The sequence below is a fragment of the Pseudomonas sp. WS 5027 genome, from assembly GCF_012985695.1.
GTDB lineage: Bacteria > Pseudomonadota > Gammaproteobacteria > Pseudomonadales > Pseudomonadaceae > Aquipseudomonas > Aquipseudomonas hygromyciniae.
In genome coordinates, this window is sequence record NZ_JAAQWU010000006.1 from 34,125 (window position 1) to 47,343 (window position 13,219).

At 61.3% G+C, this 13,219-nt stretch carries 12 protein-coding genes; 8 read left to right on the top strand and 4 right to left on the bottom strand.

Going from position 1 to position 13,219, the window contains the following annotated elements; translation table 11 throughout:
• Positions 1-5: 5 nt before the first annotated feature.
• Entirely contained in the window at positions 6-542 is a 537-nt protein-coding gene (locus HBO09_RS09515; RefSeq protein WP_092231868.1) for an ATP-dependent zinc protease, read from the bottom strand.
• 273 nt (positions 543-815) lie between these two features.
• Here HBO09_RS09515 and HBO09_RS09520 point away from each other — a divergent pair, with 273 nt between their 5' ends.
• The 8 genes from HBO09_RS09520 to HBO09_RS09555 all read left to right on the top strand — a co-directional run bounded on the left by HBO09_RS09520 (position 816) and on the right by HBO09_RS09555 (position 10,470).
• Positions 816-1,526 (top strand): GntR family transcriptional regulator, encoded by a 711-nt coding sequence (locus HBO09_RS09520; RefSeq protein WP_029298300.1) that lies wholly within the window; start codon positions 816-818, stop codon positions 1,524-1,526.
• On the top strand, positions 1,523-2,416 hold the full coding sequence (gene prpB / locus HBO09_RS09525) for a methylisocitrate lyase (RefSeq protein WP_169954256.1): 894 nt from the start codon (positions 1,523-1,525) through the stop codon (positions 2,414-2,416). Before HBO09_RS09520 ends, prpB begins: the two co-directional genes overlap by 4 nt.
• 28 nt (positions 2,417-2,444) lie before the next feature.
• Entirely contained in the window at positions 2,445-2,597 is a 153-nt protein-coding gene (locus HBO09_RS09530) for a hypothetical protein (protein ID WP_169992292.1), read from the top strand.
• Positions 2,576-3,703 carry a 2-methylcitrate synthase gene (prpC, locus tag HBO09_RS09535; protein ID WP_169992661.1) on the top strand — a complete coding sequence of 376 codons (1,128 nt, stop codon included), beginning with the start codon at positions 2,576-2,578 and terminating at the stop codon, positions 3,701-3,703. Before HBO09_RS09530 ends, prpC begins: the two co-directional genes overlap by 22 nt.
• Before the next feature lie 202 nt (positions 3,704-3,905).
• Positions 3,906-6,500 carry a Fe/S-dependent 2-methylisocitrate dehydratase AcnD gene (gene acnD, locus HBO09_RS09540; RefSeq protein WP_169992660.1) on the top strand — a complete coding sequence of 865 codons (2,595 nt, stop codon included), beginning with the start codon at positions 3,906-3,908 and terminating at the stop codon, positions 6,498-6,500.
• Positions 6,501-6,511: 11 nt separating this feature from the next.
• Complete coding sequence (gene prpF, locus HBO09_RS09545) at positions 6,512-7,702, top strand: 2-methylaconitate cis-trans isomerase PrpF (protein ID WP_169992658.1); 1,191 nt, start codon at positions 6,512-6,514, stop codon at positions 7,700-7,702.
• Positions 7,703-7,941: 239 nt separating this feature from the next.
• A complete protein-coding gene (gene prpD, locus HBO09_RS09550) occupies positions 7,942-9,426 on the top strand; it encodes a 2-methylcitrate dehydratase (protein ID WP_169992656.1) in 1,485 nt (494 codons plus the stop codon).
• Positions 9,427-9,576: 150 nt separating this feature from the next.
• A complete protein-coding gene (locus HBO09_RS09555; RefSeq protein WP_169992654.1) occupies positions 9,577-10,470 on the top strand; it encodes a hypothetical protein in 894 nt (297 codons plus the stop codon).
• A gap of 64 nt (positions 10,471-10,534) precedes the next feature.
• Here HBO09_RS09555 and HBO09_RS09560 read toward each other — a convergent pair whose 3' ends face one another.
• Genes HBO09_RS09560 through HBO09_RS09570 form a run of 3 tightly spaced genes read right to left on the bottom strand, consistent with a single transcriptional unit; the run spans position 10,535 to position 13,196 of the window.
• Positions 10,535-11,263 carry an alanyl-tRNA editing protein gene (locus HBO09_RS09560; protein WP_169992652.1) on the bottom strand — a complete coding sequence of 243 codons (729 nt, stop codon included), beginning with the start codon at positions 11,261-11,263 and terminating at the stop codon, positions 10,535-10,537.
• 2 nt (positions 11,264-11,265) lie between these two features.
• Positions 11,266-12,258 (bottom strand): serine O-acetyltransferase, encoded by a 993-nt coding sequence (locus HBO09_RS09565; protein ID WP_169992650.1) that lies wholly within the window; start codon positions 12,256-12,258, stop codon positions 11,266-11,268.
• A 23-nt stretch (positions 12,259-12,281) separates the two neighbouring features.
• The gene (locus HBO09_RS09570) at positions 12,282-13,196 is read right to left on the bottom strand and encodes a PLP-dependent cysteine synthase family protein (protein ID WP_169992648.1); all 915 of its coding nucleotides are present in this window, start codon (positions 13,194-13,196) and stop codon (positions 12,282-12,284) included.
• Positions 13,197-13,219 lie beyond the last annotated feature (23 nt).

Genomic DNA, 13,219 nt, shown 5'->3' on the forward strand with positions numbered 1-13,219 from the left:
TGGAATTACTCGGCGGTATGAGCGTCGGTGGCGCAGGCAGGTTTGCCCGCTGCGTATTTAAGACTGGGGTCGACCAGCGCATCAAAGCGTTTCAACGCTTCGGAGCCGATCAGCAGCGGGTATTGGAAGGCGCTGCGGTCAGTCAAGTTCACTTCGATGCTGCGTAAAGCGGTGCCCATGCAGATGTCCAGGGCAATCACCGGACGGGCGGTGTAGTTCTTGTCCTCATCGGGGTCGTAGTCACCGGCGCGTCGCTTGATCTTGCTGACGCGGGCCAGTGGACGTTCGATGGGGTGCGAGTGGGCGGTATCGATGGCCAGGTAGAAGCGTACCCAGGATTCACCATTGCGCTTGAAGCGCTTGATATCCCGGGCACTCAGGGACGCAGTCTTGGCGCCGGTGTCGAGCTTGGCGGCGACTTCCAGGTCAATGCCCGCCAACTTGGCGTATTCATTGAGGCCATAAACGGTCTTCTCGGCAGCGATGCCAAGGCCCGGGAACATCATTAGGCAGAACAATAGGGGGAAGGGCTTGAGTCTCATAGATCCTGAGGCGGTGCAGTGCGATGTTTGATTCAAGGCGACTGGCATTGCTGCGCAAGCTCCCTCGTGCGCCTTTTCATCCGGAGATGTCAGGCAAATGCGGCGGGCATTCTAACATGAAGGTTTTCTGACGCCAGCGCTGGCAGGCGGCCATGCCCCTATAGAGTGCAAGAGGGGTTATTAGACGATTGTCGACAATGTGCATTTATTCTTTGACTATCAGGGGCTGATTGGCTAGTTTTTGCGGCATTGCTTTTAAAGGTGTCGACAATCATGCTCGATCAGCTGGAAATTCCGGTAGCAGGGCAGGACGATTCCCAGACCATGTCCGAGAACGTCTTCCGCCGCATCCAGGCCGCCATCGTCAAGGGCGAGATAGCGCCCGGCAGCAAGATCTCGGAGCCGGAGCTGGCGCGCACCTACGGCATCAGCCGTGGCCCGCTGCGCGAGGCGATCCACCGCCTGGAAGGCCAGCGCCTGCTGGTGCGCGTGCCCCATGTCGGCGCGCGGGTGGTATCCCTGAGCCAGGCCGAGCTGGTGGAACTCTATGAAATCCGCGAGTCCCTCGAAGGCATGGCCTGTCGCCTGGCCGCCGAGCGCATGACCGACGAAGAAATCGAGGAGCTGCGCCAGGTATTGCACACCCACGAGCGCGATGCCGCGTTCCAGGCCGGGGTCGGTTACTACCAGCAGGAAGGCGACTTCGACTTTCACTACCGGATCATCCAGGGCGCGCGCAACCGCACCTTGACCCAAATGTTGTGCGGCGAGTTGTATCAGTTGGTGCGCATGTACCGCATCCAGTTCTCCGCCACCCCCAATCGTCCACGCCAGGCATTTGCCGAGCATCACCGCATTCTTGACGCGATTGCCGATCGCGACGGTGAACTGGCCGAGTTGTTGATGCGCCGCCATATCGGCGCTTCCAAACGCAATATCGCCCGTCACTTCCCCGACGGCGCCCCCTCGAGAGGTGAGTCATGAGTTCCGATAAAAACAGCACCCCAGGCCAGCGTTTCCGTGACGCAGTCGCCAGCGAACACCCCCTGCAAGTCGTCGGCGCGATCAACGCCAACCACGCTCTGCTGGCCAAACGCGCCGGTTTCAAGGCCATCTACCTGTCCGGTGGCGGTGTGGCCGCGGGCTCCCTGGGCGTGCCGGATCTGGGCATCACCGGCCTGGATGATGTACTGACCGATGTGCGCCGTATCACCGACGTGTGCGACCTGCCGCTGCTGGTGGACGTGGACACCGGGTTCGGTTCCTCGGCATTCAACGTGGCGCGCACCGTCAAGTCGATGATCAAGTTCGGCGCTGCTGCGATCCATATCGAGGACCAGGTAGGCGCCAAGCGCTGCGGCCATCGTCCAAATAAAGAAATCGTTTCGCAGCAGGAAATGGTCGACCGCATCAAGGCTGCCGTGGATGCCCGCACCGATGACAGCTTCGTGATCATGGCGCGCACCGACGCCCTAGCCGTGGAAGGCCTGGAGTCCGCCCTGGAGCGCGCCGCCGCGTGCATCGAGGCCGGCGCCGACATGGTGTTCCCGGAAGCCATTACCGAGCTTGAGATGTACAAGCTGTTCGCTTCGCGGGTAAAAGCCCCGATCCTGGCCAACATCACAGAATTCGGCGCAACGCCGCTGTACACCACCGAACAGTTGAAATCTGCCGATGTTTCCATCGTGCTGTACCCGCTCTCGGCATTCCGCGCCATGAACAAGGCCGCCGAAAACGTCTATACCGCGATCCGTCGCGACGGTACCCAACAGAACGTGATCGACACCATGCAAACGCGCATGGAGCTTTACGACCGCATCGACTACCACACCTTCGAGCAAAAGCTTGACGCGCTGTTCGCCGCGAAAAAATAAAGGCTACATGCTCACTGTAGGAGCGGGCTTGCCCGCGAAAATCGTCAACGATAACGCGGCCAACCTGATTAAACACGGTGCCCTGGCGTTTTTCGCGGGCAAGCCCGCTCCTACAGGGGGCAGTGGTCGTCTTGATAAATATAAGAGTGGAGAAGAACCATGGCTGAAGCAAAAGTACTGAGTGGCGCCGGCCTGCGTGGCCAGGTGGCCGGGCAGACCGCACTGTCCACCGTGGGCCAGGCCGGTGCCGGCCTGACCTATCGCGGCTACGATGTGCGCGAACTGGCCGCCGATGCGCAGTTCGAAGAAGTTGCCTATCTGTTGCTGTACGGCGAGTTGCCAAGCAAAGCCGAACTCGCGGCCTACACCGCCAAGCTGGCCAAGCTGCGCGACCTGCCCCAAGCGCTTAAAGAAGTGCTGGAGCGCATTCCCGCCGACGCCCACCCGATGGACGTAATGCGCACCGGTTGCTCGTTCCTGGGCAATATCGAGCCGGAAAAAGACTTCAGCGTGCAGCGCGATGTGACCGACCGCCTGCTGGCCGCGTTCCCGGCCATCATGTGCTACTGGTACCGCTTCAGCCATGACGGCAAGCGCATCGATTGCGTGACCGACGAGCCGAGCATCGGCGGGCATTTCCTGCACCTGCTGCACGGCGAGAAGCCAAGCGAGCTGCATGAAAAAGTCATGAACGTGTCGCTGATCCTCTACGCCGAGCACGAATTCAACGCCTCGACCTTCACCGCTCGCGTGTGTGCTTCGACCCTGTCCGACCTGTATTCCTGCGTTACCGCCGCCATTGGCTCGCTGCGCGGCCCGCTGCATGGCGGCGCCAACGAAGCGGCGATGGAAATGATCGAGCGTTTCTCTTCGGCCGAAGAAGCCGTCAAAGGCACCCTCGGCATGCTGGAGCGCAAGGACAAGATCATGGGCTTTGGCCACGCGATCTATAAAGACAATGACCCGCGTAATGAAGTGATCAAGGGCTGGTCGAAAAAACTCGCGGATGAAGTGGGCGACAAGGTGCTGTTCCCGGTCTCCGAAGCGATCGACAAGACCATGTGGGAACAGAAGAAACTGTTCCCCAACGCCGACTTCTACCATGCCTCGGCGTACCACTTCATGGGCATCCCGACCAAGCTGTTCACCCCGATCTTCGTGTGCTCGCGCCTTACCGGCTGGGCCGCGCATGTATTCGAGCAGCGGGCCAACAACCGCATCATCCGTCCAAGCGCCGAATACACCGGCGTCGAGCAGCGCAAGTTCGTGCCAATCGAACGTCGCTGAGTGAGGAGGCCGCCAGTCCCGAATGGGTAACCGAGTCAAAAATGTGGGAGCGGGCTTGCTCGCGAATGCGCGGTAACAGTCACTGAATGTGTTGAATGACACACCGCATTCGCGAGCAAGCCCGCTCCCACATTTGGAGCTCATACCCGTTCTGGGGCGGCGCAGGTCTTCCTTTTGTAACTACCGTGACCGAGTCCTGACGATGAACACTGAATTTCGCAAATCGCTCCCCGGCAGCCGCCTGGATTACTTCGACGCCCGTGCGGCTGTCGAGGCAATCACTCCCGGTGCCTACGCCACCTTGCCCTACACCTCCCGTGTGCTCGCCGAGAACCTGGTGCGCCGTTGCGACCCGGCGACCCTCAATGCTTCCCTGAGCCAACTGATCGAGCGCAAGCGCGACCTCGACTTCCCATGGTTTCCGGCGCGTGTGGTGTGCCATGACATTCTTGGCCAGACCGCCCTGGTGGACCTCGCCGGCCTGCGTGACGCCATCGCCCTGCAAGGCGGTGACCCGGCCCAGGTCAACCCGGTGGTGCCGACCCAACTGATCGTCGACCACTCCCTGGCTGTCGAGGCCGGTGGTTCTGACCCGGACGCCTTCGAGAAAAACCGCGCCATCGAAGACCGCCGCAACGAAGACCGTTTCCACTTTATCGAGTGGACCAAGAAAGCCTTCAAAAACGTCGACGTGATCCCGCCCGGCAACGGCATCATGCACCAGATCAACCTGGAGAAAATGTCCCCGGTGATCCAGGTGCGTGATGGCGTGGCCTTCCCGGATACCTGCGTCGGCACCGACAGCCATACCCCCCACGTGGACGCCCTGGGCGTGATCGCCATCGGCGTCGGCGGCCTGGAAGCCGAGAGCGTGATGCTCGGCCGCGCGTCGTGGATGCGCTTGCCGGAAAGTGTTGGCGTCGAGCTGACGGGCAAGCTGCAACCCGGCATCACCGCCACCGACATGGTGCTGGCGCTGACCGAGTTCCTGCGCCAGCAGAAAGTCGTCGGTGCCTGGTTGGAGTTCTTCGGCGAAGGCGCCTCGGCCCTGACCTTGGGCGACCGCGCGACCATCTCCAACATGGCGCCGGAATATGGCGCCACGGCGGCGATGTTCTACATCGACGCGCAAACCATTGCCTACCTCAAGCTCACTGGGCGTGAAGACGAACAAGTCGCCCTGGTCGAGCAGTACGCCCGGCACACCGGCCTGTGGGCCGATGACCTCAAGGGTGCGCAGTACGAGCGTGGCTTGAGCTTCGACTTGTCCAGCGTCGTGCGCAACATGGCCGGCCCGAGCAACCCGCACGCCCGCGTCGCCACCAGCGACCTGGCGGCCAAGGGCATTTCCGGGCAATGGGACGACGTACCGGGGCAAATGCCCGACGGCGCAGTGATCATCGCTGCCATCACCAGTTGCACCAACACCAGTAACCCACGCAACGTTATTGCCGCCGGCCTGCTGGCGCGCAATGCCAACAAGCTGGGGCTGGCCCGCAAGCCGTGGGTCAAGTCGTCCCTGGCGCCGGGTTCGAAAACCGTGGCCATGTACCTCGACGAAGCCGGGCTGACCAGCGAGTTGGAGCAGTTGGGTTTTGGCGTCGTGGCCTTCGCTTGCACCACTTGCAACGGCATGTCCGGTGCACTCGACCCGGTGATCCAGCAAGAAATCATCGACCGCGACCTGTATGCCACCGCCGTGTTGTCGGGCAACCGCAACTTCGACGGGCGCATCCACCCTTACGCCAAGCAAGCGTTCCTGGCATCGCCACCGCTGGTGGTGGCCTACGCGATTGCTGGCACCATCCGTTTCGATATCGAAAAAGACGTGCTGGGCCTGGATGCGACCGGCAAGGAAATCCGCCTGAAGGACATCTGGCCGAGCGATGAAGAAATCGACGCGGTGGTCAAGGCTTCGGTCAAGCCAGAGCAGTTCCGCCAGGTCTACATCCCGATGTTCGCGATCCACGAGGACACCGGCCCGAAAGTCACGCCGCTGTACGACTGGCGCCCGCAAAGCACCTACATCCGCCGCCCGCCGTACTGGGAAGGTGCCCTGGCCGGCGCGCGTCCGCTCAAGGGCATGCGCCCGCTGGCGGTGCTGCCGGACAACATCACCACCGACCACCTGTCGCCATCCAACGCGATCATGCTCGACAGCGCCGCCGGCGAATACCTGGCGAAAATGGGCTTGCCGGAAGTCGACTTCAACTCCTACGCCACGCACCGCGGCGACCACTTGACCGCCCAGCGCGCAACCTTTGCCAACCCGAAACTGTTCAATGAAATGGTCGTGGAAAACGGCAAGGTCAAGCAGGGCTCCCTGGCGCGGATCGAGCCGGAAGGCAAGGTCACACGCATGTGGGAAGCCATCGAAACCTACATGGAGCGCAAGCAGCCGCTGATCATCATTGCCGGTGCCGACTACGGCCAGGGTTCTTCCCGCGACTGGGCGGCCAAGGGCGTACGCCTGGCGGGTGTGGAAGCGATTGCCGCCGAAGGCTTCGAGCGCATCCACCGCACCAACCTGGTGGGCATGGGCGTGCTGCCCCTGGAGTTTTTGCCGGGCACCGACCGCAAGACCCTGCATATCGATGGCAGCGAAACCTATGACGTGATCGGTGCGCGCACCCCGCGCGCGCAGTTGACCCTGGTGATCAACCGCAAGAATGGCGAGCGTGTCGAAGTGCCGGTGACCTGCCGCCTGGACACCGCCGAAGAAGTGTCGATCTACGAGGCGGGCGGCGTGTTGCAACGCTTCGCCCAGGACTTCCTGGAATCGGCGGCGACGGCCTGAAGAGGATGACCATGACACACGTAGCGCAAATCAAGATCGCCGCCACCTATATGCGTGGCGGCACCAGCAAGGGCGTGTTTTTCAACCTCAAGGACCTGCCCGCAGCGGCCCAGGTCCCGGGTGCGGCACGCGATGCCTTGTTGTTGCGGGTGATCGGCAGCCCCGATCCCTACGACAAGCAGATCGACGGCATGGGCGGTGCCACATCAAGCACCAGCAAGACCGTGATTCTCGCCAAGAGTACCCGCGCCGATCATGACGTGGACTACCTGTTCGGCCAGGTATCCATCGACAAGCCCTTTGTCGACTGGAGCGGCAACTGCGGCAACCTGTCGGCGGCGGTCGGCTCGTTCGCCATCAGCGCCGGGCTGGTGGACCCCAGCCGCGTGCCCCATAACGGCATGGCCGTGGTGCGGGTCTGGCAGGCGAATATCGGCAAGACCATCATCGCCCATGTGCCCATCACCGACGGCGCGGTGCAGGAAACCGGTGATTTCGAACTGGATGGCGTGACCTTCCCGGCGGCCGAAGTGCAACTGGAATTCCTCGACCCGGCAGCGGAAGAAGAGGGCGGCGGTGGTTCGATGTTCCCCACCGGCAACCTGATCGACGACCTGGACGTGCCGGGTGTCGGCACGTTCAAGGCGACGCTGATCAACGCGGGGATCCCGACGATTTTTATCAACGCCGAAGACCTCGGCTACACCGGCACCGAGCTGCAAGGCGCGATCAATAGCGATCCCAAAGCCCTGGCCATGTTCGAGACCGTGCGCGCCCATGGCGCGTTGCGCATGGGCCTGATCAAGCACCTGGACGAAGCAGCCCAGCGCCAGCACACGCCAAAGGTGGCGTTCGTGGCCAAACCTGCCGATTACCAGGCCTCCAGCGGCAAGGCGATCAAGGCCGGGGATGTGGATCTGCTGGTGCGCGCATTGTCCATGGGCAAATTGCATCACGCCATGATGGGCACGGCGGCGGTGGCGATTGGCACGGCGGCGGCGATTTCCGGAACCCTGGTCAACCTCGCGGCGGGCGGCGTAGAACGCAATGCCGTGCGCTTCGGGCATCCGTCCGGCACCCTGCGTGTGGGCGCCGAAGCCAGCCAGGTCAACGGCGAATGGGTGGTGAAAAAGGCCATCATGAGCCGCAGTGCGCGAGTATTGATGGAAGGCTTCGTGCGCGTGCCCGGCGACGCGTTCTAAAGCCCTGCACCGGCCCCAATGTGGGAGCGGGCTTGCTCGCGAAAGCGGTGGATCAGTCAATACAGGTGCTGACTGAAATACCGCTTTCGCGAGCAAGCCCGCTCCCACACAAACCCGCTTCCACTGGGGATTATCGGTAGCTGCTGAATTTATGTACGAGAGCAGGCTTCAGACCTGCCATAAACGACCAACCCTGAGCCTGAGGAAGGAACACACCCCACCTATTTTGGAGTACTGCCATGAGCGCCAACGTCGACCAGAACAACCGCCCCGACTACGACCAGGTTTTGCAGGACATCGCCGATTACGTCCTCAACTACCGCGTTGATTCCCGGGACGCCCTGGACACCGCCCGCAACTGTCTGATGGACACCCTTGGCTGTGGCCTGCTGGCCCTGCGTTTCCCTGAGTGCACCAAGCATCTGGGGCCGATCGTCGAAGGCACGGTGGTGCCGTTCGGTGCGCGGGTGCCGGGCACGTCCTATCGCCTGGATCCGGTCAAGGCCGCGTGGGATATCGGTTGCATCGTGCGTTGGCTCGATTACAACGACACCTGGCTCGCCGCTGAATGGGGCCATCCTTCGGACAACCTCGGTGGCATCCTGGCGGTTGCCGATCACCTGTCGCAAAAGCGCGTGGCGCAGGGCGAGGCGCCGTTGACTGTGCGGGCGGTGTTGGAAGCGATGATCATGGCCCACGAAATCCAGGGGGTGATTGCCCTGGAAAACTCCTTCAACCGCGTCGGCCTCGACCATGTGCTGCTGGTCAAGGTCGCCTCCACTGCAGTCTGCGCCAAGTTGATGGGCGCCAATCGCGAGCAACTGTTGGCGGCGCTGTCCCAGGCGTTTGTCGATGGGCAGGCCCTGCGTACTTACCGTCATGCGCCGAATGCCGGTTCACGCAAGTCGTGGGCGGCGGGGGATGCGTCGAGCCGTGGCGTGCGCCTGGCGGATATCGCCATGCGCGGCGAAATGGGCATTCCGGGTGTGCTGAGCGCGCCGCAGTGGGGCTTCTACGACGTGCTGTTCAGCCATACCAACAAGGATCTGGCCCTCAAGCCTGAGGGCAAGCGCGCATTCAGCCTGCCCCAGCCCTATGGCACCTATGTGATGGAAAACGTGCTGTTCAAGATCAGCTTTCCGGCGGAGTTTCACGCCCAGACCGCGTGTGAAGCCGCCGTCACCTTGCATCCGCAGGTAAAGCAGCGCCTGCATGAAATCGAGCGGATCGTGATCACCACCCACGAATCGGCCATTCGCATCATTTCCAAGGTCGGCCAACTGGCCAATGCGGCAGACCGCGACCATTGCCTGCAATACATGACGGCCGTGCCCCTGGCGTTTGGCAACCTGGTGGCCGAGCAGTACGAAGATGAGTTCCATGCCGCGCACCCGATCATCGATGAGTTGCGCGAGAAGATGGTCATTGTCGAAGACCCTCGCTACAGCCGCGAATACCTGGAAGCCGACAAGCGTTCCATTGCCAACGCGGTGCAGGTGTTCTTCACGGATGGTTCGAGCACCGAGCAGGTTGCGGTGGAATACCCGATCGGCCATCGTCGGCGCCGGGCGGATGGCATTCCGTTGCTGGAAGACAAGTTCAAGGCCAACCTGGCGACACGCTTCACTGCGCAGCGCAGCGCCGAGATTTTTGCCCTGTGCAAGGATCAGGCGCGGCTTGAAGCGACGCCGGTGAACCGGTTTGTGGATGCTTGGGTGATCTGAAAACTTGTTTCGACGGATGGCGCAAACACATTTTGCTATTCATGCATCCTACAACTGCGGAACCGTTTTCAGATAACTGCCAATCAGGTAGTCAGACGGCCTGCTAAGCGGGTCGTCTTGAATACAACACCTGAATATGAGAGACGCTCTATGACCAGAGTAAGCAATCAACAGTACGCACCCTATCACGCTAACTATGAAATGCCACCTAAGCCCGCGCCCAATCAAAATGAAGGCAGTGCCGAGAGCCACCAGGCGAATTCAGAGCCACCCCGCCAGCCAATGTCCACTCAGCAGCGCGGGCAGTTTTCAAAACATCGTGGCCTAGTCAACTCGCCAGCATCCACGACACAAGCAGAGCCTGATCGGCTGGTACAGCTTTCCAAGGAAAACCAACAACTGCGTGGCAAGCTTGAGCAGTTGGTTGCTCAGCTCACGCCGGTAATCATTGAACTTCGACAGCAAGTGGCAGACCTCACGCAACAACTCAATAAGACGGGGGAGCCTGTCAAAGAGAGCTTGCGGTCGTCTCCAGAGGTCGGTAATGATTCCAGGCACCCTGCCTCGCCTGACGTGAATGCTCCGGAAGAAAACACACCGGTGTCAGAGCAAAAGGCGCCGCAGAGCCTGCAGCAGCTGACGGCCGAAAATAACCAACTGCGCCAAACAGTTGACCGTATGCAAACCCAGTTCAACGGGATCGTCAAACAGCTTCAAGAACAAATACAAACGTTGAATAAAAGGCTGGACGGAGGGGGCACTCCACCCGATCAGACGGCTCCCCACGCCTCGGGCGCTGGCGTTAATTCCTCCCAGAACTCTTCTTCGGTTACAGCTGCGCCCGATGCCGATGAAGCCGGGTCACCCACTCAGGCCAACGATGCCACTTCGTCCGAGACTCGCACAGTGAATGATCTCCTACGCGACAATGAGGAACTTCGCACCCGTATAGAGCAAATGATCGCCCAATTCACACAGGTGATCTCACAACTGAAGCAGCAAATAGAGGCGCTGACTGCCAGGGTTAAAGCCCAGGCAGCGTGACGTCAAAGGGTCAATATGGAGAAGGCAGAGACAGGCCCATATTGACCGCTACCGGTTTGCCGTTTCATTCAAATCGCAGGATTACCCTGCGGTTGTGCTTGCTCTTCTTCTCGATTTTCTCGCAGAACACCCGGCCGATTTCCTCGGTGTTGACCACATGGGTGCCGCCACACGGCTGGATATCGATGCCGGTAATTTCAATCACTCGCACCGCGCCCTGGATCACCGGCGGCGCGACGGCTTGGGTGCGGGTGATTTGCAGCAAGGTGGAATATTCAGACGCTGGCATCGACAGCGACTTGACCTCATGGGCCTGCTCGATCAGGGCATTCAGGTCGCGGGTGATGCTTTCCTTGTCCAGGTTCATTTCCGGCAGGTCGAAATCCAGGCGGCCCTTGTCGGCGCTGATGCTGCAACCGGTCACCGGTGCGTCGATGATCGAGCACAGCAGGTGCAGGCAGGTGTGCATCTTCATGTGCTGGTAGCGCCGCTCCCAGTCCAGGCCGGCGTCTACCTGCACGCCGGCGCGCAATGATTCGGGGCAATGCTCCACTTGATGCCAGATGATCGAGCGCAGGACCGGGTCGCGCACGGTCCCGGTCACGTTGACCCGGCTGCCGTCGGCCAGGGTGAAATAGCCGGTGTCGCCCGGTTGCCCGCCTCCCGTGGGATAGAACAGGGTGTGTTCCAGGGCAACGCCCTGTTCGCTGACGGCAATCACCCGGGCGCTGAAGGCGTTCTGGTAAGGCGCGCTGTCGAACAGCGCCAGGGTTTCCATTGTGTGCACGGACATGTTCAACCTCCAACGATCAGTGGGCTGGTTTGCAGCAGGCGCCGCACCATTGCGCTCAACCCGGGCGGGGAAAGCAGGGTGACTTCGAACTTCGGCCCGCACACCTTCAGGTTCAGGGGCAGGCGTGGTGGGTAAGTGGGTGTCTGCAGTGTGCGCAGGCGAAATTGCAGGTGATGACGTTCCTTGACCGTGGGCTCCAGCACTAGGCCGGTCAGCGGATGGAAGTCGGCATCCAGCACCGTGACGCGGTGGCTGGTGTTGACTTCGCCGACCACATGCAGACGCTCGTCGAGAGCAAACGCGCCAAGATAGTTACTGGCGTCCGATTCGTCGTTTTTCTGTAGCTGGATCTGGTTGACCACCTTGACCTTGGTGCCTGCAGGCACGTCCTGGGTGATGACACAGGAAGGGCTGATAAACACGTTGTCGCCAATCAGCACGTAGCCGAGCACCCTGGCGCCCGAGCCGACTTCCACGTTGTTGCCCAGGCGCGGGTGGCGCTTGCCGTCCGGGTTGTTGGCGATGCCCCGGGCGCCCAGGGTCACGCCACACAGGATGTAGCAGTCATTGCCGATCTCGCAGGTTTCGCCGATCACCGTGCCAAAGCCATGATCCAGTACAAAGCGCCGGCCAATGCAGGCGGCCGGGTGGATTTCGGCCCCGGACAGGATCTTGCCCTGGTTGCTCAAGGTCAGCGCGATGGCGCAGAACTGGCCGTGGGGTTGGTCGGGAAGGTTCCATACCCGATGCGCCAACCGGTAGTACAGCACGGCCTTGAACGAGGCGTAGGATTCCAGGATCAACTCGCCCCGGCCCCTGGACGCCGGGTCACGCCAGGCATAGGCAATCAGGTCCTCGGCCACTTCCTGCGCCGCCGGCTGGATCAATGCTGCCAGGTGCGGCTGCAACTGTGCCATCTGCGCCGGCGAAAGGGTCTTGATGAGGTGGGTCAGCAACTCATCGTGCAACTGTTGCATGTCGATAAAGCCTCCCATGGAAGGCACCCCCGCAATTGTCGTTATTCGAAACAGGGCAGATAGCTGTCGGCGCTGTCGTACACCATGGTCAGGACGACGGTGTCGGTGGGCAGTTCCGGGGCGAGCCTGGCGATGGCCACCATATTGGCGGCTGACGACAGGCCCAGGCTGATGGCATCGGTACGCATGATGCGCTTCATCATTTCCAGGCATTCGAGGCGCGAAACCTTGAGCATGCCGTCCAGTACATTCAGGTTGAGAATGCTCGGGATCAGGCCGATGGACAGGCCCTGGATATGGTGCGGCGCATGGCGGTCGCTGAGCAGGTCGCACTCCTCGGGTTCGACACCCATCACGCGGATCTGCGGCCAGGTGGCCTTGAGGGTTTCACCGATACCGGTGATATGGCCCCCGGTGCCGATACCGCTGACGAAGTAATCGACCTGGCGCTCGCCAAAGGCGCGGATGATTTCCGGGGCGGTGGTGTCGCGATGGGTCTGGGGGTTGGCGCCGTTGCGCTGTTGGTTGAGCATGACGAAGCTGGGGTTTTCCAACTGCAGTTCCATGCACTTTTCGCCATGGGAATTGTTGCCCAGGCGGCTGTCCGAGAGCACCACCTTGGCCCCATACAGGCGCAGCAGTTTTTGCTTTTCGGGGCTGTAGTTATCGGGAATCACCAACACCACTTTGTAGCCCAGCACATTGCCGGCCATGACCAGGCCGATGCCGGTGTTGCCGCCGCTGGGTTCGATGATGGTCTGCCCCGAGTCGCGAATCAGGATGCCCCGGCGCTCGGCGTCGAGGATCATTCCCAGGGCGATCCGTGCCTTGTGGCTGCCGCCCGGGTTGAGGGATTCAAGCTTGGCGAAGACCTCGATGCCGAGGTCTTCGGAGAATTGTTCCAGGCGCACGATGGGCGTCTGGCCAATGGCGTCGAGTATGGAGTTATGCAGCATCAGATAAGTCCCCCAAGGCCTGT

What these genes read in the sequence shown, in the direction of transcription:
- HBO09_RS09520 (WP_029298300.1), top strand. Translation starts at nt 816, where the DNA reads ATGCTCGATCAGCTGGAAATTCCGGTAGCAGGGCAGGACGATTCCCAG.
- prpC (WP_169992661.1), top strand. Translation starts at nt 2,576, where the DNA reads ATGGCTGAAGCAAAAGTACTGAGTGGCGCCGGCCTGCGTGGCCAGGTG.
- HBO09_RS09560 (WP_169992652.1), bottom strand. Translation starts at nt 11,263, where the DNA reads ATGTCCGTGCACACAATGGAAACCCTGGCGCTGTTCGACAGCGCGCCT.
- prpD (WP_169992656.1), top strand. Translation starts at nt 7,942, where the DNA reads ATGAGCGCCAACGTCGACCAGAACAACCGCCCCGACTACGACCAGGTT.
- HBO09_RS09515 (WP_092231868.1), bottom strand. Translation starts at nt 542, where the DNA reads ATGAGACTCAAGCCCTTCCCCCTATTGTTCTGCCTAATGATGTTCCCG.
- HBO09_RS09565 (WP_169992650.1), bottom strand. Translation starts at nt 12,258, where the DNA reads ATGGGAGGCTTTATCGACATGCAACAGTTGCACGATGAGTTGCTGACC.
- prpF (WP_169992658.1), top strand. Translation starts at nt 6,512, where the DNA reads ATGACACACGTAGCGCAAATCAAGATCGCCGCCACCTATATGCGTGGC.
- prpB (WP_169954256.1), top strand. Translation starts at nt 1,523, where the DNA reads ATGAGTTCCGATAAAAACAGCACCCCAGGCCAGCGTTTCCGTGACGCA.
- HBO09_RS09570 (WP_169992648.1), bottom strand. Translation starts at nt 13,196, where the DNA reads ATGCTGCATAACTCCATACTCGACGCCATTGGCCAGACGCCCATCGTG.
- acnD (WP_169992660.1), top strand. Translation starts at nt 3,906, where the DNA reads ATGAACACTGAATTTCGCAAATCGCTCCCCGGCAGCCGCCTGGATTAC.
- HBO09_RS09555 (WP_169992654.1), top strand. Translation starts at nt 9,577, where the DNA reads ATGACCAGAGTAAGCAATCAACAGTACGCACCCTATCACGCTAACTAT.